This window comes from Radiobacillus sp. PE A8.2, from assembly GCF_045635475.1.
Lineage (GTDB): Bacteria > Bacillota > Bacilli > Bacillales > Amphibacillaceae > JBJGXI01.
On the sequence record NZ_JBJGXI010000003.1, the window covers coordinates 56,187 to 75,390 of the forward strand.

The following is a 19,204-nucleotide window of genomic DNA, read 5'->3' on the forward strand; positions in this document are numbered from 1 at the left end:
CTCCTCACTCTGCGTATACGTGTTTCATAATGGTTTCTGCGTCCGCATAAGCTGCTTGCTCTGCATAATCTGTAGCAGCATCGATTATTCCCTTTATTTCATCCTCTAATTCCTGTTGGCTTGTATCATTTAATAGACCGGCTTCTTTTAAATAAGCTGCAAACGTAACAATGGCATCTTTTTGTTTTGCATCGTCCACTTCTTCTTTCGTACGATACGTTAAGTCATCATCATCACTCGAATGTGGTAACAACCGGTACGATACTGCCTCAATCAGTGTCGGCCCTTCACCACGACGCCCGCGTTCGGCTGCTTCTTTTACTGCTTCATATACAGCCAATGGATCATTGCCATCAACTGTTATACCAGGAATTCCGTAGCCCTTCGCTCGATCTGACAACAAATCACATGCATATTGTTTGCTAGCCGGAACAGAAATTGCATATTTGTTGTTTTCAACAAGTACAATCACCGGCAACTTGTGCACAGCAGCGAAGTTAATTCCTTCATGAAAATCACCTTGATTGGAGGAGCCCTCACCTAATGTGACAAAGCTGACAAAATCCTTCTTTTCCATTTTCGCAGCTAACGCAAAACCAACCGCATGTGGAACTTGTGTTGTCACGGGCGAAGAGCCTGTGACAATTCGATTTTTTCTTTGTCCAAAATGTCCAGGCATCTGTCTGCCGCCTGAATTCGGATCCTCTTGCTTCGCAAATGCTGCCAGCAACAAATCCTGCGCGGTCATGCCGCACGCCAAAACAACCCCAATATCACGATAATAAGGCAAGAAGTAATCCTTTTCCCGATCAAGTGCAAAGGCTGCGCCAACCTGTGTACCTTCTTGCCCTTGACAAGATACCGTAAATGGAATTTTTCCAGAACGATTCAACAATAATGTTCTTTCATCAATTCTACGTGCTAACAGCATCGTGCGGAACATATCCAATACTTGCTCATCCGTTAAGCCAAGCGTCTCGTGTCTATTTGTAGTTACTTTCATTTCATTCACTCCTATCCATGTATTTGTAAGCCATCCACAGCTAACGCTGCTTCTGCTATGCCTTCAGAAAGCGTCGGGTGTGGGTGAATACTTTCTGCTATTTCCCATGGTGTAGCATCTAATACTTTTGCCAGTCCTGCCTCTGATATGAGCTCGGTAACTTGCGGGCCAATCATATGAACACCTAGCAAATCGTTGGTGCTTTTATCTGCAATTATTTTAACAAACCCATCTGTTTCACCATAGACAAGTGCTTTTCCAATTGCTTTGAATGGCATCTTTCCTATTTTAACGTCATATCCTTGCTCGATTGCTTGTTCTTCTGTTAAACCAACACTTGCGGCCTCAGGATTCGCATAAATACAACTCGGTATTTGCTGATAATTTAGCTTGATAGGATTTGTACCTGCGATATGTTCAACAGCAGTAATTCCTTCATGAGAAGCAACATGTGCGAGTTGCATGCCACCGATCACGTCACCAATTGCGTAAATATGTGATTCTTTGGTTTGATAAAATTGGTTGGTAGCAATCGACCCGTCTTGATTTGTTTGTATATCTGTATTTTGCAAGCCAATATTTTCTGTATTCGCTTTTCTACCAATAGAAACGAGTAGCTTCTCAGCACTATATTTAGTTTTTGTTTGATTATGGTCAATTTCTACTTCAACTAGCTCTTGTTTATGTATAGTCTCTGGTAGTAAGCTTGCTGAAGTGAGAATGTTAATACCTTTTTTCTTTAACAGACGTTTCATTTCTTTGGAAACGTCCACATCCTCTGTTGGCAAAATCCGATCAGCATATTCAACCACGGTTACCTCTACACCGAAGTCAGCGAGCATTGATGCCCACTCAATACCAATCACACCACCACCAACAATGATGATTGATTTAGGAAGCTCTTCCATTTCCAGTGCTTGATCAGAAGTTAATATCGACGTGCCATCTATCTCTACTTCTGGCAATGTCCTTGGTCGTGAACCAGTCGCAATAATCACATTTTTAGGAATAAGGATCTCGTTTTCTTCCCCATTGTTCATTTCTACAGAAATTGACCCGGCAGTTGGTGAAAAGATCGATGGACCCAAGATACGGCCAAACCCCTCAAAGATGTCGATTTTTCCTTTTTTCATTAAACCTTGTACACCGCTATATAACGTATCAATAATATCATTTTTTCGTGATTGAATTTTGCGAAAATTTAACGTAGCATCAGTTATTTCAACACCGTACATTGCACTCTTTTTCACTTGGCGATAAACCTCGGCACTACGAAGTAATGCTTTTGATGGGATACAGCCTTTATGTAAACATGTACCACCTAATTTGTCTGCCTCTACAATTGCCGTCTTTAACCCCAATTGCGAAGCGCGAATCGCAGCTACATAACCGCCTGTTCCCCCACCTAAAATAACTAGGTCATATTCTCGTGCCATAACGCTTCCTCCTTTCGATTTTGCGGGTATTGCTTTACCTCTTCCTGGTTTCTTAATACACGAAGCGTTCCTAATGCTAACGACTGCATTTCATTCTGGCCCGGATAAATAAATACATCCGAAATCCAATCTATCTTACTTGAAATTAACCGCACGAACGGTTTGGAATATGCCAAATCTCCAGTAATCGCAATCGCATCCACTTGTCCTTGTAGCACAACACTCATGGCACCAATTTGTTTCGCTACCTGATACGCCATCGCTTCACAGATTAACTGATCGTGTTTATTTCCTGCTTGTAAATGGGCATTAATATCGGTTAAATCTGCTTTTTGAAAATAAGCTTGTAAGCCACCGGTTCCAGCAATCTTTTTTAACATATTATCACGACTGTACTGCCCTGAGTAACACATCTCAATTAAATCACCTGCCGGGACTGTGCCTGCTCTTTCTGGAGAAAATGGCCCATCGCCATCGAGCCCGTTATTAACGTCAATAACCTGACCGTGACGATGTGCACCTACCGTTATTCCTCCACCTAAATGGGCGACAATTAAATTTGTTTCAGAATACGCTTTTCCTAAAGCTGTCGCAATTTCCCTAGCGACAGCTTTATGATTGAGCGCATGAAAAATACTTTTTCGACGAATCTCCGGTACACCTGTTACCCTCGCAATTTCGTCCAGTTCGTCAACAACGACAGGATCTACTATGAAAGCAGGAATGTTTAGCCCATTGGCAATCTCAAAAGATAAAATTCCTCCCAAATTTGAAATGTGCTCTCCATTATACCCCATTCGTAAATCCTGCAGCATTTCATTATTAACTTGGTATGTGCCACCAGTAATCGGTTTAAGTAATCCACCTCGACCGCAAACAGCACGAAGCTTCGAAATGTTGATTCCTTGCTGATCTAGTTCTTCCAATACAGCTTTTTTACGATAATGTAATTGATCAATAACACGATTAAAATTAGCTAATTCTATTGATGGATGGAAAATGCTTCTCTCAAATATGCAATGTTCGTCATCATATAGTGCAATTTTTGTTGAAATAGAAATGGGATTAATAACCAGTATACGGGTTATCTTTTCCACTTAACATCCACCTCCTTGTCGCTCCATTCAATCGATTACCGATTGGATAAAATATGATTGTTGTTCAGTAAAAACTGGCTTCTTGACTGTTTTAAGGCTTCAATTCTTTGTTCTGCCATTCGATCAGCAGCCAAGTAAGTCGGTATATTATCTCGTTTAGAAATATCAAACACTTTTGCAAGATTGTTATATATTGTTTCGACACGTTTTAAGGCACGTTCCTTATTGTAACCGCTAAGTTCGTCAGCAATATTAATCACACCACCTGCATTAATAACATAATCTGGTGCGTAAACAATACCCTTTTCATGTAGGATGTCTCCATGTTTGGTTTCTTTCAATTGATTATTTGCTGCTCCAGCAATAACTTTTGCTTTTAGCTGTGGAATCGTGTCGTCATTTATCGTTGCCCCTAGCGCACACGGTGCATAAATATCACACTCGACAGCATAAATATCATTCGGGTCAACTGCTTTCGCTCCAAAAGCCTCCACCGCACGCTTAACAGCCTCTTCATTGATATCGGTAACGATTAGCTGTGCACCTTCTTGATGTAAATGTTCACAAAGTGTATAAGCAACACTTCCAACTCCTTGAACAGCAATCTTTTTACCTTCTAACACATCTGAACCAAACGCTTCTCGTGCCGCTGCTTTTATACCTTGATACACACCATAAGCAGTTACTGGAGAAGGGTTTCCTGATGAACCATACGTTGGTGATATCCCCGTCACAAAATTTGTTTCTTCATGAATGATGTCCATGTCTGCTACGGTTGTGCCAACATCCTCTGCCGTAATATATCTTCCATTAAGCCCTTGAATGTACCTGCCAAAAGCACGGAACATAGCTTCATTTTTATCTTTTCTCGGATCCCCGATAATGACCGTTTTTCCTCCGCCTAAATTTAATCCAGCAGCGGCATTTTTATATGTCATTCCTTTTGCTAGTCGAAGCGCATCCTCAATTGCAGCTCCCTCTGATGCATAGGTCCACATCCTCGTCCCACCTAATGCCGGTCCTAATGTTGTATCATGAATGGCTATAATAGCTTTCAATCCAGATTGCTTGTCTTGACAAAATACAAGTTGTTCATAATCATAGCTTTCCATATAATTAAAAATTTCCATTGATGTGGTCCTCCTAATAGTTGTTCGCTTCAAAACATATTGTTATTTAGTATTGCATTTATGAAGCATTCTAAAAGCACGATTTACTGCATGCGAGTTTATAAGCGTATTTTATACCATGCAATTTCTTGCAGGTTAATTTATTCGATTTTATATTTATCCATTTTATAATACAAGTTACGTATCGATATTCCTAAGGCTTCGGCCGTTTTCGTTTTATTGTTCCGATTTGCCCGATAAGCGGACGCGATCATTTTTTTCTCGAAACCATCCATTGCTTCTTGTAAGGATTGCTGCTGCCAATCTTCAACAGCAGGAATTGCTTCTGTAGGTTGCTCATCTCTTCTTAAAACAAATTCAGGTAAATGCTTAATTGTAATAACAGCTTCATTCATTTTCATAAAAATCGCTGCCCTGCTAATCACATTTTCCAATTCTCTTATATTACCTGGCCAATCATAGTGTTTTAAGCAACGCAATGCCTGCTCGTCAATCGCTACAATCGAATGACCATAATATTGATTGACCTTATGTATGAGCTGGTAAATAAGATCTTCCAAATCATGTAGCCTTTCTCTTAGTGGCGGGATATAAATTGGAAGACGATTTAAACGATAGTAAAGTTCTTCACTAAATGTTCCGTTTGTGACTGCTTTCTCTAAGTTAGCATCTGTACTTGTAATCATTCTTACATCAATCTCGATCGCCTTTCGACCACCTACGCGAACGATTTTTTGTTCTTTGAGCACCCGAATTAATTTGTCCTGCAAGGCTATTGGCAACGACGCAATATCATCTAAGAAAATGCTTCCGTGATTTGCTTCTTCCAAACATCCTTTGATGATGTGATTATTACCTTCTGTCTCGTTGCCGTCTTCATAACCGAATAATTCATTATCCAACTCTGATTCGCTTTTAGCAGCACAATTAACACGGATAAATTTATTGTACTTGCGATTACTTTCATTATGAATAGCATGAGCAAACAGTTCTTTTCCTGTCCCTATTTCGCCTCGTAGCAATACCGAAACTGGCGTAATAGCACCAACCTTCGCCTGTTCCAATGCTAGTTTAATTTCTCCTGAGGAACAAATAATGTCATCAAATGTATACTTTGCTTCTAGATTTCGAATGATTTGTCTTGCTCGCTTCAACTCATTCGTTAAGACTTGAATCCCGGAGACATCGTGCAAAACACCAACACTACCTTTTAATTTACCTTCTACAATAATCGGAGAAACATTAACAATTACATCTTTATTTTGCGGTCCTACCTTCATACGCACACCTTTGACAGCTCTGCGCGATTGTAACACCCGCATATGCATGCTATCTCCCTCAGAAATATCAACGGTCGCTGGTTTTCCGATCACCTCTTGCTTCGTTAATCCAGTAAGGTTTGTATAGGCAGGGTTGATCATAATCCCTTTACCTTGTTCATCAACGACAGAAATGGCCTCTTCTGAAGATTCGAAAATAGCTTCAAGCATTTTTTTAACTTCATTTAGGCCGCTTATTCTTTCAGCTACTTCAACAACCTCTGAAACTTCTCGAAATATAGCAAACGCACCTTTTAAGTTATATTCTCCATCGATAATCGGACTGATTGTTGATACAATTGGTTTTCCATTGCCCAGGGTTAGCTCGTAATTAATTACACTCTTCCTTGAACGCAACACCTGTGGAAATCTAGACTCTTCGATTAGAGATCGAATTGGCTTTTTTACTAATTGTTGTTTTTCTATTCCTATGATTTCGGCTGCTCTCTGGTTAACAAACTTAACAGATTCATCAATATCTACTACGATTAATCCTTCGTGAATGTTGCTTAGTATTAATGCTTGATAAAAGGCTTGTTGTTGTAATTCCTCTGTTTCAGCCAGCATTTCTCCATAAGATGTAGCATTCACTTGTGTAATTACAGTAGTATTGTCTAATAGCTCCTCGAGCAAATTCTCATATAATTCTGATGATCCTGTTGTTTCAAAAACAAGATCAATCTTTTCACTTAATATTTCTCGCCAATCTTTCGTAGTAAAGATAGCGTGTCTGCTGGCCATTTGGATACCAGGTGCATCTAGATCCTGATCAATAACGGCAACAATATGTATGTGTTTCAATGTTAGCAGTAATTTAAGTAATGCATTGCCTTGTTGACCTGCACCAATGATAGCAATTCGCTTCATCATATAACCACGCCTCTGCATTTTTTTGCATACTATCATTTTAGACTTTCCTGCATAATTTAGCAAGGTTATTTCGTTTGATAGTCGAACATGCTATACTACTTCCATAGAGAGAATAACGAAGGAGTATAACCATGCGTATTGTTGCCTTATTCACCTTAGTAATACCCGGAATACTCGCTACACTTGGTGTTAAACTAATGAGAGATTCCTTATTTGGCGTTTTGTTCCCTATTTTCTTTCACGTCGGCATCCAATTTGTAGCTGGACTTATATTTTTTGTCGCAGGCCTTATTTTTATTGGTGGTTTTATTTTGCACCGAGATCGAAAAAGAAATTTAACAAAAGGGCGATTTAATCGAAAATAATATAAAGCATAGAACAAAAGCGCAAGCGCCCCTTTAGCGACGTATGGACTGGACTGAACCGTAGGACCAGAGTAGGCTTCGAAGCTTTACCTCGCACGAAGAAAATTGTTCTATATTTTCGATGGAGTAAGGAAACATGCCCCTGCATAAGGGGTATGTCGACTTTGGACGACAAGTCCGCTTTTAGTCGACCTTCAATAAAACCTGAACCGATGTTGACTTATCGTACGGAGGCGGGTGTTGTCTCACTACAGCTTTAGCGCTGGAGCTGGATGTGGCTAAATAACTTAGTAAGATATCCACTGTTGTTTAATTTTATAATTCCCTAGACAACAAAAAAGCTTGTGGTAATCTTTCATAACTCAAGCTTTTTTTGTATCCCTACTGCCTGCTTTTCAAGTAATTATACACCGGCAATGATGCCAGAGTACCTATCTACCAGTTCCTTTGAGTTCATTTATTACATTTAATGTATTGCTCTATAAATCCTCTATACTCATCAGTTAATTTATCAGGCAAGCTATTTATTGAAAAGTACTGCATTTTTTCCGATTCACTATAATCTATCTTCATATCTCCACTTATATCCTTAGTATAATAAACAGCTGTCACCGAATATAATTCATCACCATTTGAAACTCTAAAATAATAGTCAGCACCCGAGAATACACTAAGTAATCTTAAATTTTTAACTATTAATCCTGTTTCCTCAAATACCTCTCTTTTTGCTACTTCTTCAAAACTTTCTCCTAAATCCATTAAACCACCTGGTAATCCCCAGTTCCCATCTTTCCTTTTTTGCAACAATACTTGGTTTTGTTCATTTAAAATAATAACAACAGAACCTGGTAAAATAATTGGTCTACTACCAACATAGCGCCTAAGATATTTATAGTACTCCATTTTGTTCCTCCAAAAGGTTGATTTCCAACAATAATATTTACTTTGTATAACTATATTTTACCATAATAATATTGCCTGCATTTTCTAAAGAATACCACTAAAATAGCACCCTTTATAAGCACGACGATATTATTCGTCAATGATAATAGGATGCTATTTCCTCTTCTACATTTCAATTCTCATGTTGATTTGCTTTCTTTTCATCCACTGCTTTAACTCTATTTCCGAACATTATTGATACTTCTCATGATCCTTAGTTAACGATCTAAGCTGATGCCTTTTTTTGAAAAAGTCTCGATTGCTTTGTGTGCAACACCACTGAACTATCCATGCCCTCACCAACAACCATGACGAGACATAAATAACGATTATTACTACCGTATCTTATTTATGCTTGTGAATTAATGCAAAAGAAATAATATTCATTACTTTTTTCTTTATCTACGGAAAAAACCGATATATCTTCTTCCTCCTCGACAATACCCAGATGTTCTTTTATTATTCTTAGTTCATCTATAATTGTCTTAGTATTCACCCAAGCAGCAATTGAGCAAAAAATAGCACCAATTACGATAATAGCAATGATAATTCCGATTACAACCCTCTCCCTTTGTATAAGTTGTTTCACTAATGTACCACGTTACTTAAATCGCGAATATTTTTAATAATTTTTTTTAAGCGTAACATAATTATCTGAATTTAACATTCAATTCCCTCAATATCCCAATTAAACGTATGACCTATAATTATTGAATGTTTCTAATCAATAATAAAAAGCATGCGAATCTTGTTATGGATTCACATGCTTTTTAAAGTTATTTCTTATGAAACCTTATGAAACTATACAAACTTCTTAATCAAAACAGACATCTTTATTCAAAAAACGCACGATACAGGCTTTGAACTGCTTTCTTTTCATCTGCTGCTTTAATTCCAAACATCATCGATACTTCTGATGATCCCTGGTTGATCATTTCTAAGTTAATTCCATTTTTCGAGAAAGCCTCTGTTGCTTTATGAGCCACACCGACTGTACTATCCATGCCCTCACCAACAACCATGACGAGACATAAATCACGTTCAATGTATACAGTATCCGGCTTTAATTCTTCCTTAATACGTTGCATAATTTTCTCTTCTTTTGCTGGGGTTAGCTGACTTTCTCGGATGATAACAGAAATATCATCAATCCCTGATGGTGTGTGTTCAAAGGAAATATGCTCGTCTTCTAAAATATTCAACAAGCGACGCCCAAAGCCTAGCTCCCTATTCATTAAATATTTACCTACATAAAGACTAACGAATCCTGAATCACTTGCAATCCCTACAACCGGGTTATCACCTGTCTCTTTTTGTGCGACAATGATCGTTCCTAATCCATTCGGGTTGTTTGTATTCTTTATACAAACCGGGATACTTGCTTTAAACGCAGGTATTAATGCTTCATCATGGAAAACGGTAAAACCTGCATAGGAAAGCTCTCGCATTTCTTTGTAGGTTAGAGCTGTAATCTCTTTTGGATTATCAACAATTGTTGGATTGACACAAAATACAGAATCTACATCAGTAAAGTTCTCATAAATGTCAGCTTGTAAGCCTGCTGCTACAATTGATCCAGTGATATCAGAACCACCACGTGAAAATGTTACTAACTTTCCATCCTTTGTATAACCAAAAAATCCTGGAATTACTACGATTTCTTTACGTTCTCTTATTTTATACAGCTGTTCAAAGCTTTCCTCTTCAATTTGCGCACTGCCAGGCTCATCACTAACAATAATGCCTGCTTCCTTTGGATTTAAGTAAGTCGCGTCTATACCAATCGATTGTAAATATGCGCTTAACACTTTAGCAAGGGAATCCTCGCCAATTGCCTTAATGGCATCAATTTTGAATTCATTTTCATAGTCTTTAGATAAAACAAGCTCAACCTCTTGTTCAATTTCCAATAATATTTGATCAGATAATTGCAATTCTTGCGTAATCGATTTAAAACGATCAATTACATTTTCTAAAGGGATTTGATATGATTCTCCACGAATGTACGCTTCCCCAAGCGCAATTAACATGTCGGTTACCTTCGTATCATCACCGCTTCTTTTTCCAGGGGCAGATACAACAACTGCTCTGCGGTCTGGATCAGACTTAATAATATCGGCAACCTTTCTTAATTGACTTGCACTTGCGACTGAACTTCCACCAAACTTTGCTACTTTCATTTAAATCTCCCCACTTAACTTTTTGTAATCTGTCTAATTCAAAATAATAACACACTTTGTAAGCAATTGTTATAGAAAAGACCTTGATTTAATATCAAGGTCTTTAAAATTTATTTCGTGATAAACATTTGCGTCCAATAGTTACCATCTTTTACATACCCTACGCCAATATGGGTGTAGCTTCCCAATATATTTTTTCGATGGCCTGGGCTATTCATCCATGCTCGAACAACTTCTTGTGGGGTACGTTGACCTCTTGCAATATTTTCTGCAGCACTCCTATAGTTGACACCAAAGTTTTGCATCATCGTAAACGGTGAACCATAGGTTGGACTATTGTGAGAGAAATATCCTTTATCATGCATATCTTGTGATTTATATCTCGCGACACGTGACAGCTCCCAATCTGGTGTTAGTGCAGGTAGACCTTGTTTCGCTCGTTCTTGATTCGTCAATTGAATGACTTGATGCTCAATTTGCTTAGCCGAATCAATGTTAGGAATGTTTAATTTCTGCTTTGGATAAATCAAATTTGGATTTTTCACCTGCGGATTAGCCTCAATAATTTCCGTTACTCCAATTTGGTAACGAACCGCGATTTTCCACATGCTGTCTCCGGGTTGAACGGTGTACGAACCTTGTGCCGATACGGACAATGGAACTGCAATAAATAAAAACAAAGCTAAGTATAGAATTTTTTTCAAGTGATGTTCCCTCCTTTTAGTAATAAATTTCCTCTAAAGTGAAGGTTTTATGCACACGAAAAATCCCTTTAATCATTTTGTTTATGATCAAAGGGATTTGAATTTTGTTTAACTAGCACGATTCTCTAAACGCAAGCGATCAGCGACCATCGCGATAAATTCACTATTTGTAGGTTTTGCTTTTGAAACACTAACAGTATAACCGAATAAAGACGAAATTGAGTCCATGTTACCGCGGCTCCATGCTACCTCTATCGCATGACGTATGGCACGTTCCACACGTGAAGCGGTCGTGTTAAATTTTTTAGCGATATCAGGGTAAAGTACCTTTGTAATTGATCCAAGTAGTTCAATATCCTTATAAACCATTGTAATTGCTTCTCTTAAGTACATGTAACCCTTAATGTGGGCCGGTACACCAATTTCATGTATAATATGCGTAATGCTTGTTTCTAGGTCTTTCTTCTTATTATCTTTTGCTTTTGTTTTTAAAAGTTTTGAATCCATTCCAGAGTTAACACCATGCATTTGTCTGATTTGATCTGCTAAGTTACCTAAATCAAATGGTTTTAAAATAAAATAAGATGCACCAAGATCAACTGCTTTTTTAGTAACCTCTTCCTGTCCAAATGCAGTTAACATGATAACACTCGGAGATTTCTCTTTTTCAGATTCTCTTAATTTACCTAGAACAGCTAAACCATCCATGTGTGGCATGATAATATCAAGCACTAATACATCCGGATTTAAGTCCTCAAGCATCTCTAAACATTCCTTACCATTATTAGCTGTCCCGATCACCTCTATATCGGCCTGGTCCTCAAAGAAATCTTCCATAAGTTGTATTAACTCTCGATTGTCATCAACTAAACATACCTTTACTTTTTCCAAAATTGTTCCTCCTTCACGTAGTCCTCATCTAGTTCCACATTACATTTTCGACACAAGTTTTAAAATTCCTTCTTTTAACGGAAAAACTTTTATTTTTTTTCGTTATGCTTTAATTTACTTATGTTTTCTCTTATTTTCGATATATACCGACAAAAATAAAGATATATTTGTCGAATAATCTTTATTTTATTGTAACACAAAAGGAATTGACTCTAAATAGCTACTAAGGTTAAGTGATCGACAAGTATGTTTTTGCCGCATTCATCCTTAGACATACTTGATCTTTCGATGAATTATTATGTATTTCTGTTATCCTTGAACCTACTCGATTAGATGCTAATCAGACATGTTTTTCCTATTTTCATCCTTAAACTTACTCAATTAAATGCTAATCAGACATGCCTTTTCCTTCTTCATCCCTAAACTTACTCGATTAAATACTTTTAACGTTATCTATACTCCACCGCACCTCAGTTCCTAACTACCAACCTTCCCGCAAAAAAAACTCTTACCAATCATTAATTGGTAAGAGTTCGTTTTGTTCTGTTAGCTGGCTTTTTTATCGTTGCTTTTTTCATAAATATCAATTCCAGCTTCATTCAGCATCCATTCGATGTGGACGCCGTATCCGGACGTTGGATCATTAACGAAAACGTGTGTAACTGCGCCGATTACCTTTCCATTTTGAATAATTGGGCTACCACTCATCCCTTGTACTATGCCACCAGTAGCATCGAGTAGTTCTGGATCGGTAATTTTCAGAATCATACCCTTTGTAGCAGGAAATTTCTGTGGCACACTGTTCACAATGTCGACGTCAAATTCCTCTACCTTGCTACCTTCTATAACAGTCAATATTTTTGCTGGTCCCTCTTTTACTTCACTTGACAATGCAATTGGCATTGGCTCATTGAATTCACCGTTATTCAAATCTTTGTTGAGTTTACCAAACACACCAAATGGACTATTTTTTGTAATCGTCCCAAGCTCTCCATCTGCTGTAGAGAACTCTGCATGTTTTTCTCCTGGTACGCCATTGTTTCCTTTTTCAATTGATTTTATTGAAGAATAAACAATCGTGCCATCATTTATTTCAATTGGTTTTTTTGTATCCATATCAGAAATAACGTGACCTAAGGCTCCATATTTTTTAGACTTCGGATCGTAAAACGTCATTGTACCAATACCCGCGGCTGAATCGCGGATATATAATCCAATTTTATATTCATTTGTTTTTTCGTCCATTGTTGGCTTTAGCTTTGTTTCAAACGTTTCTTCGTTCCTTTTTATGGTAACATTTAACGCTTTTCCATCATCGCCGGCTTGTTCTACAAATGGAGCAACATCTTTCATGCTGCTAATATCTTTTCCATTAATTTTAAGAATCGTGTCACCAACTTGGATATTCGCTTCTTCAGCTGGTGATTTCTTTCCATTTTTCGAATCGATAACATGATGACCTACGACTAACACACCTAGTGTTTGTAAGTTGACACCAATACTATGACCACTAGGTATCACTTTAAAATCATCAAGTATATCTACATTTACTTTTTTAATTGGAAGTCCAGCGAGTTCATATACAATCTCACTTTGCCCAGGACTAACCGTTGTAAATTCGGTATCACCTAAAGCTTGAATAACCTGATTATCATCCGTACTACTAACCGCAACACTTGTCCCTAGAGTCGGAACATCAATGTTGTCCTGATTGTGAAAAGTTGTAATTTGATTTGGGATTGATAAATAGGTCTGAAATGGTGTTAAAAATGGAATGCTAAGGAAAGCAACAAGGAGCATAATTCCTATTCCATTACGGATACTGTTAAATTTCATTCTTTCACTCTCCTCGTTCCTAACCCATATCTTTTTCTCTGTACTTCTAATTTGACCTTACATGCTAATTTTTAAACCCTGTAAAGATGAGAAAAAAGGGTTAATCTTTCCTAAACTGTATGCAATTAAAACGAAGGAATAGTGAATAATCAAGAAAAGCGCAGAGCGTCGCTTAGAAACGTAGCGTCTGGAGCGAATCGACTGAGATAAAGGAATCATGCCCCGCAATGAGGCAGGTCGACGTTGGACGACAAGTCCAACGTCGACCTGCCACAACACTTGAATCGATGATGACTTATCGTTAGGAGATTCGTGAAGTCGCCTAATTCTTATCTTATTAAAAACCCTTTGCCAACAGGTGGCAAAGGATTATTTCATAATAAGATTAGATTTAAAACGATCAGCTAATAAAATTAATTCTCGCGCATGTTCCATCGAAGTGAACGTTATTTCAGTACCTGTCATCATTCGGCTAATCTCTTCCACACGCTCTTCTTTAGGCAATCCTTTAACTGATGTTGTTGTTCTGTCATTGGTTGTATGCTTCTCAATTTGAAGGTGGGTATCAGCCATGGACGCTACTTGAGGTAAATGGGTGATACATAATACCTGTGATCCATTTGAGATGCCATAAATTTTCTCTGCAATTGATTGCGCGACTCTTCCACTAACACCAGTATCTACTTCATCAAAAATGACGCTTGTTACACCTTGATGGCTAGCAAATACTTTTTTCAAAGCCAACATAATCCTAGACAATTCTCCTCCAGATGCTACTTTATGGATTTCCTTTAGAGGCTCACCTGGATTCGTTGAAATCATAAATTTCAAGGTATCAAATCCGTTCGTTTGCAGTTGTATTGGCACACCATTTATTTCTGGATCCCCATCTTTGCCTTTTTTCATTGAAAAATCTACATCAAACGATGCTTTTTCTAGGTAAAGGTCCTTCAATTCCAATTGAATAGCATGTTTTAATGACTTAGCTGCTTCTTTACGGAGGTCATGGATGTGTTTTGCTTCGACAAGCGCATCTTCCCCTATTTCAGCTAATTCTTCTTGCATATTTAACAAGTGGGAATCTTTATTTTTAATCTCGTCTATTTCCTCTTCAATTTTTGAAGCGTACTCGAGCATATCATTAACCGTTTGTCCATATTTTTTCTTTAATCGATTAATTTCATTCAACCTAGACTCAATTGTATTTAAATGATCTGGGTCAAATTCCAGTGAATCTAAATGGTTGCGCAAATAAAAAGTTAATTCTTCCACCATATAATAATGGTTGGTAATTTCTTCTTTCTTACCTGCTATTTCTTGATCATGTTCACCTGCATCTTCTAAACCTTGCATTGCTAATGATAACCAATCAAGTCCCTTTTGTTCACCATAAAGTGCATCATAGGCTTGGTTTACACCTTGATAAATTTTTTCGAAATTCAGAAGTTTTCTACGTTTTTCTGTTAATTGCTCGTCCTCATCTGGTTGCAGGTTGGCTTCTTCAATTTCTTTTAACTGAAACTCTAATAAATCAAGACGTTGTGCCATCTCTTGCTCATTCTCACTAAGTTTTTGATAGCGCTTTTTCAAATTTTTCATCTTTGTATATATTTCTGTATAATCAGTCATGACGCTATTCAATTCATTTTGTTTATATAAATCTAAAAGCTCGATATGTCGATCTACATCCATTAAGGATTGGGTTTCATTTTGGCTATGTATATCAATAAGGGTTTTGCCAAATTCTTTCAATATTGCTAACGTTACTAGCTTACCGTTTATCCGACATATGCTTTTCCCATTAGAGGTAATGATTCGGTTTAAAATAATCATTCCATCTGTACCAATTTCAATTCCATAATCACTGGCTGTTCTGTATATTGGATGCTTTATATTAGGAATAATAAATAAGCCTTCGATGTCAGCTTTATCTGAACCATGTCGCACGAACTCTACTGATCCTCGTCCACCAGCAAGCAGCTGAACAGCATCAATGATAATCGATTTCCCCGCACCCGTTTCACCAGTTAACACCGTTAGCCCGTCAGAAAAGGTAATCGTAATACTATCGATAATCGCAAAGTCTTTAATGGATAATTCCGTTAACATGAAGATGACACCCCATTTTTTATAGTAAAAAATTGTATCAATATTATAACATTTCTAACAATTGTTCTTTTATAAGTTCCGTATCTTTCTCTGTACGACAAATAATTAAAATCGTATCATCACCACAAATTGTGCCTAATATTTCATTCCAATCTAAATGATCAATTAAAGCACCTACGGCATTTGCATTACCTGGTAGTGTTTTAACGACAATAAAATACCCTGCCGTATCCACTTTTACAAATGCATCAATCATTAGACGATTTAATTTTTCAAGTGGATTAAACCGCTGATCTGCAGGCAAACTGTATTTATAATTGCCATCTATTGCCGGCACCTTTACAAGATGCAATTCTTTGATATCGCGCGACACCGTAGCTTGAGTGACATTGTAACCGAGATTACGTAGTAGCTCAACAAGTTCATCTTGTGTTTCGATATCATGCTCGGTAATTAATTCCCTGATTTTAATGTGACGCTGACTTTTGCTCACTTTTTTCCCTCCATCTGCCACAATAAGGGCACTACAAAAAGCCTATCATAATCATGCGAAATGGGCTACAAAATTGTAGCCCAATCAACTATGCTTGATTGTGTGTTTCATGTGCTTTATCGACTACACAATCAATTTCGACATTATTTATAGGATTTCCTTCTTTTTTTGCCTGATTCCAATAAAAGTGCGCTAAAAATTCGATATTTCCATCGCCACCTGTAATTGGAGAAAAGGTTAGGCCTTTTAATACATACCCAAGATTATTGGCAAAAGTTATAATTTCTGCTAACACTTGTTTGTGCACCTTTGCATCACGGACAATCCCTTTTTTACCAACAGATTCACGCCCTGCTTCAAATTGCGGCTTAATCAGTGTTACGACATCTGTACCACTTTGAGTTACTTTCGTAATCACTGGCAAGATTAATTTGAGCGAGATAAATGAAACATCTACAGATACAAAGTTTGGTAATCCTTCAGTTAGCATGTCTGGTGTTACATAGCGAAAATTAGTACGTTCCATAACGATTACACGCTCATCGGTGCGTAATTTCCAGTCTAATTGATTGTACCCAACATCAATTGCATAGCTTTTTTGCGCGCCATGTTGCAAGGCACAATCGGTAAAACCTCCTGTTGAAGAGCCAACGTCCATCATTGTTTTACCTGTTATATCAAGTTGAAAATGCTGTAGCGCTTTTTCTAGCTTCAAACCACCACGACCGACATAAGGAATCGCTTTGCCTTTCACATTTAAGACGATATCTTCGCTCACCTTAACGCCAGGCTTATCGAGTCGTGTTCCTTCCGAGAAAACTAAACCAGCCATGATTGTACGTTTTGCTTTCTCTCTCGTCTCTATTAAACCTCTGTCGACTAATAATGTATCTAACCTAACTTTTTTACTCATGTTAACTCAAGCCCTCTGTTGTTTACTAGGAAGCATTTGCTGCATTTTGTGCACGATTGCTTCTTTCGTAAGTCCAATCTCTTCCCATAGCTGTTCCACTTTTCCATGCTCAATAAAACGGTCAGGTATACCGATTCGTTTGATGTCTTGTTCTCTATAATCATGTTCCTCTGCAAACTCTAATACAGCACTTCCGAAGCCTCCTTGTAACACTGCTTCTTCAACTGTTAAGATCGGCATGTTTGCTGCCATTAATGCATGCAACATATTTTCGTCTAATGGCTTAATAAAACGAGCATTGATGACTCTTACGGATAGCCCCATGTTCCCCAGGTCTTCACTAGCTTTCATTGCTAGGTCAATTGTTGTACCAAATGTTAAAATAGCCGCATCCGTTCCTTCTCTTAACACTTCCCACGTTCCAATTGGAATCGTTGTTAACGTTTCATCCATCTTCACGCCTAAACCGTTACCTCTAGGAAAACGAACCGCAATCGGACCATCATCATATTCAATGGCAGTATGAACCATATGCTGACATTCATTTTCATCCTTCGGCATCATCACTACCATATTAGGTAAATGTCTCAAGAAAGCAATGTCAAATACACCTTGGTGTGTTTCTCCATCAGCACCAACTAATCCTGATCGATCAATCCCAAATGCAACATTAAGATTTTGTCTAGTAACATCGTGTACTAACTGATCATACGCCCGTTGCAGGAAGGTCGAGTAGATAGCTAAAAACGGTTTCATACCTTGTGTTGCCATCCCCGCTGATAAAGTGACCGCATGTTGCTCGGCAATACCAACATCAAACAATCGTTCTGGAAATTCTTCTTGAAACTTGTCCAATTTAGAACCAAGAATCATCGCAGGTGTAATTGCTACGATACGTTCATCAGTTCTTGCCTTTTGTTGCAATGTATCACTAACTACTTGACTCCATGCAGGTGCGGTATTGGCAGATGTTATTTTCTTACCAGATTCAATTTTATATGGCCCAACACCATGCCATTTGTCTTTCACATCTGACTCTGCAGGTAAGTAACCTTTACCTTTTTGCGTGATTACATGAACGAGTACAGGTCCATTCGTTTTCTTCGCGTATTGTAAATTTTCTTGTAATGCATGAAAATCGTGCCCATCGACAGGACCAAAATAAGTGAATCCAAACTCCTCAAACAGCATACCTGGTACCATAAAGTACTTCATGCTGTCTTTCACACGCTCTGCCGTTTGTGCTAGTTTTCCACCAACTGCAGGGATTTTTTTCATCAACCATTCTAGCTCATCTTTGACACGGTGATATTTTCCAGCACTTCTCATACGTCCTAGTGCATTATGAAGCGCACCAACATTGTTGGCGATTGACATTTCATTATCGTTTAAAATCACTGTCAGGTTCTTTTTCTCATGTCCAATGTGATTCAATGCTTCTAGAGCCATACCACCTGTAAGCGCACCATCTCCAATAATAGGAACAATAGCGTGTGTTTCTTTCTTCAAATCGCGTGCAATCGCCATACCCATTGCTGCTGACAAACTAGTAGAGCTATGCCCTGTTTCCCAGACATCATGCTCACTTTCACTCATCTTTGGAAAACCACACATCCCTTTATACTGTCGCAATGTTTCAAAGCGATCGGTACGTCCTGTTAATATTTTATGAATATAGGACTGATGACCTACATCAAAAATAAATTTGTCATTTGGACTATCAAAATGTTTGTGTAGTGCCAACGTTAATTCTACAACACCTAGGTTTGCCCCTAGATGTCCTCCAGTTACGGAAAGCTTATTAATTAGAAATTGTCTTATCTCAGCTGCTAGTACTTCTAGCTCTTCGTTATTCATGTCATTTAAAAACGAAGGATCCTTTATACTGTAAAGGTCCATTGCGGGATTCCTCCCCT

16 protein-coding genes are annotated in these 19,204 nt (G+C 38.0%); 1 reads left to right on the top strand and 15 read right to left on the bottom strand.

Annotated features, from left to right (window positions below; translation table 11 throughout):
* Window positions 1-4 precede the first annotated feature (4 nt).
* The 5 genes from ACI6MV_RS02530 to ACI6MV_RS02550 all read right to left on the bottom strand — a co-directional run bounded on the left by ACI6MV_RS02530 (window position 5) and on the right by ACI6MV_RS02550 (window position 6,852).
* Window positions 5-1,003 (bottom strand): thiamine pyrophosphate-dependent dehydrogenase E1 component subunit alpha, encoded by a 999-nt coding sequence (locus tag ACI6MV_RS02530; RefSeq protein ID WP_407268305.1) that lies wholly within the window; start codon window positions 1,001-1,003, stop codon window positions 5-7.
* 11 nt (window positions 1,004-1,014) lie between these two features.
* Entirely contained in the window at window positions 1,015-2,439 is a 1,425-nt protein-coding gene (gene lpdA / locus ACI6MV_RS02535) for a dihydrolipoyl dehydrogenase (protein ID WP_407268307.1), read from the bottom strand.
* Complete coding sequence (gene buk, locus ACI6MV_RS02540) at window positions 2,418-3,536, bottom strand: butyrate kinase (protein WP_407268308.1); 1,119 nt, start codon at window positions 3,534-3,536, stop codon at window positions 2,418-2,420. Before buk ends, lpdA begins: the two co-directional genes overlap by 22 nt.
* A 35-nt stretch (window positions 3,537-3,571) precedes the next feature.
* The gene (gene bcd / locus ACI6MV_RS02545; protein WP_407268309.1) at window positions 3,572-4,666 is read right to left on the bottom strand and encodes a branched-chain amino acid dehydrogenase; all 1,095 of its coding nucleotides are present in this window, start codon (window positions 4,664-4,666) and stop codon (window positions 3,572-3,574) included.
* Between the two features lie 140 nt (window positions 4,667-4,806).
* A complete protein-coding gene (locus ACI6MV_RS02550) occupies window positions 4,807-6,852 on the bottom strand; it encodes a sigma 54-interacting transcriptional regulator (RefSeq protein WP_407268453.1) in 2,046 nt (681 codons plus the stop codon).
* Window positions 6,853-6,986: 134 nt separating this feature from the next.
* Here ACI6MV_RS02550 and ACI6MV_RS02555 point away from each other — a divergent pair, with 134 nt between their 5' ends.
* On the top strand, window positions 6,987-7,220 hold the full coding sequence (locus ACI6MV_RS02555; protein ID WP_407268312.1) for a DUF2627 domain-containing protein: 234 nt from the start codon (window positions 6,987-6,989) through the stop codon (window positions 7,218-7,220).
* A 453-nt stretch (window positions 7,221-7,673) separates the two neighbouring features.
* Here the strand turns inward: ACI6MV_RS02555 and ACI6MV_RS02560 are convergent, their stop codons facing one another.
* From ACI6MV_RS02560 to dxs, 10 genes are all read right to left on the bottom strand, one after another.
* Window positions 7,674-8,123 (bottom strand): NUDIX hydrolase, encoded by a 450-nt coding sequence (locus ACI6MV_RS02560; protein WP_407268314.1) that lies wholly within the window; start codon window positions 8,121-8,123, stop codon window positions 7,674-7,676.
* A gap of 388 nt (window positions 8,124-8,511) precedes the next feature.
* Window positions 8,512-8,751, bottom strand: a complete 240-nt coding sequence (locus ACI6MV_RS02565; RefSeq protein WP_407268317.1) for a hypothetical protein — start codon at window positions 8,749-8,751, stop codon at window positions 8,512-8,514.
* Window positions 8,752-8,995: 244 nt separating this feature from the next.
* Window positions 8,996-10,342, bottom strand: a complete 1,347-nt coding sequence (locus tag ACI6MV_RS02570; protein WP_407268319.1) for an aspartate kinase — start codon at window positions 10,340-10,342, stop codon at window positions 8,996-8,998.
* Between the two features lie 110 nt (window positions 10,343-10,452).
* Entirely contained in the window at window positions 10,453-11,046 is a 594-nt protein-coding gene (gene safA / locus ACI6MV_RS02575) for a SafA/ExsA family spore coat assembly protein (protein WP_407268321.1), read from the bottom strand.
* A gap of 108 nt (window positions 11,047-11,154) precedes the next feature.
* Entirely contained in the window at window positions 11,155-11,937 is a 783-nt protein-coding gene (spo0A, locus tag ACI6MV_RS02580; protein WP_407268324.1) for a sporulation transcription factor Spo0A, read from the bottom strand.
* A 546-nt stretch (window positions 11,938-12,483) separates the two neighbouring features.
* Complete coding sequence (gene spoIVB / locus ACI6MV_RS02585; protein ID WP_407268326.1) at window positions 12,484-13,773, bottom strand: SpoIVB peptidase; 1,290 nt, start codon at window positions 13,771-13,773, stop codon at window positions 12,484-12,486.
* 369 nt (window positions 13,774-14,142) lie between these two features.
* On the bottom strand, window positions 14,143-15,882 hold the full coding sequence (gene recN, locus ACI6MV_RS02590) for a DNA repair protein RecN (protein ID WP_407268327.1): 1,740 nt from the start codon (window positions 15,880-15,882) through the stop codon (window positions 14,143-14,145).
* Between the two features lie 43 nt (window positions 15,883-15,925).
* Window positions 15,926-16,375, bottom strand: coding sequence for a transcriptional regulator AhrC/ArgR (gene ahrC / locus ACI6MV_RS02595; RefSeq protein ID WP_407268329.1), 450 nt, complete (start codon window positions 16,373-16,375; stop codon window positions 15,926-15,928).
* 88 nt (window positions 16,376-16,463) lie between these two features.
* Entirely contained in the window at window positions 16,464-17,288 is an 825-nt protein-coding gene (locus ACI6MV_RS02600; RefSeq protein ID WP_407268331.1) for a TlyA family RNA methyltransferase, read from the bottom strand.
* A 6-nt stretch (window positions 17,289-17,294) separates the two neighbouring features.
* On the bottom strand, window positions 17,295-19,187 hold the full coding sequence (gene dxs / locus ACI6MV_RS02605) for a 1-deoxy-D-xylulose-5-phosphate synthase (RefSeq protein WP_407268333.1): 1,893 nt from the start codon (window positions 19,185-19,187) through the stop codon (window positions 17,295-17,297).
* Window positions 19,188-19,204: the final 17 nt, after the last annotated feature.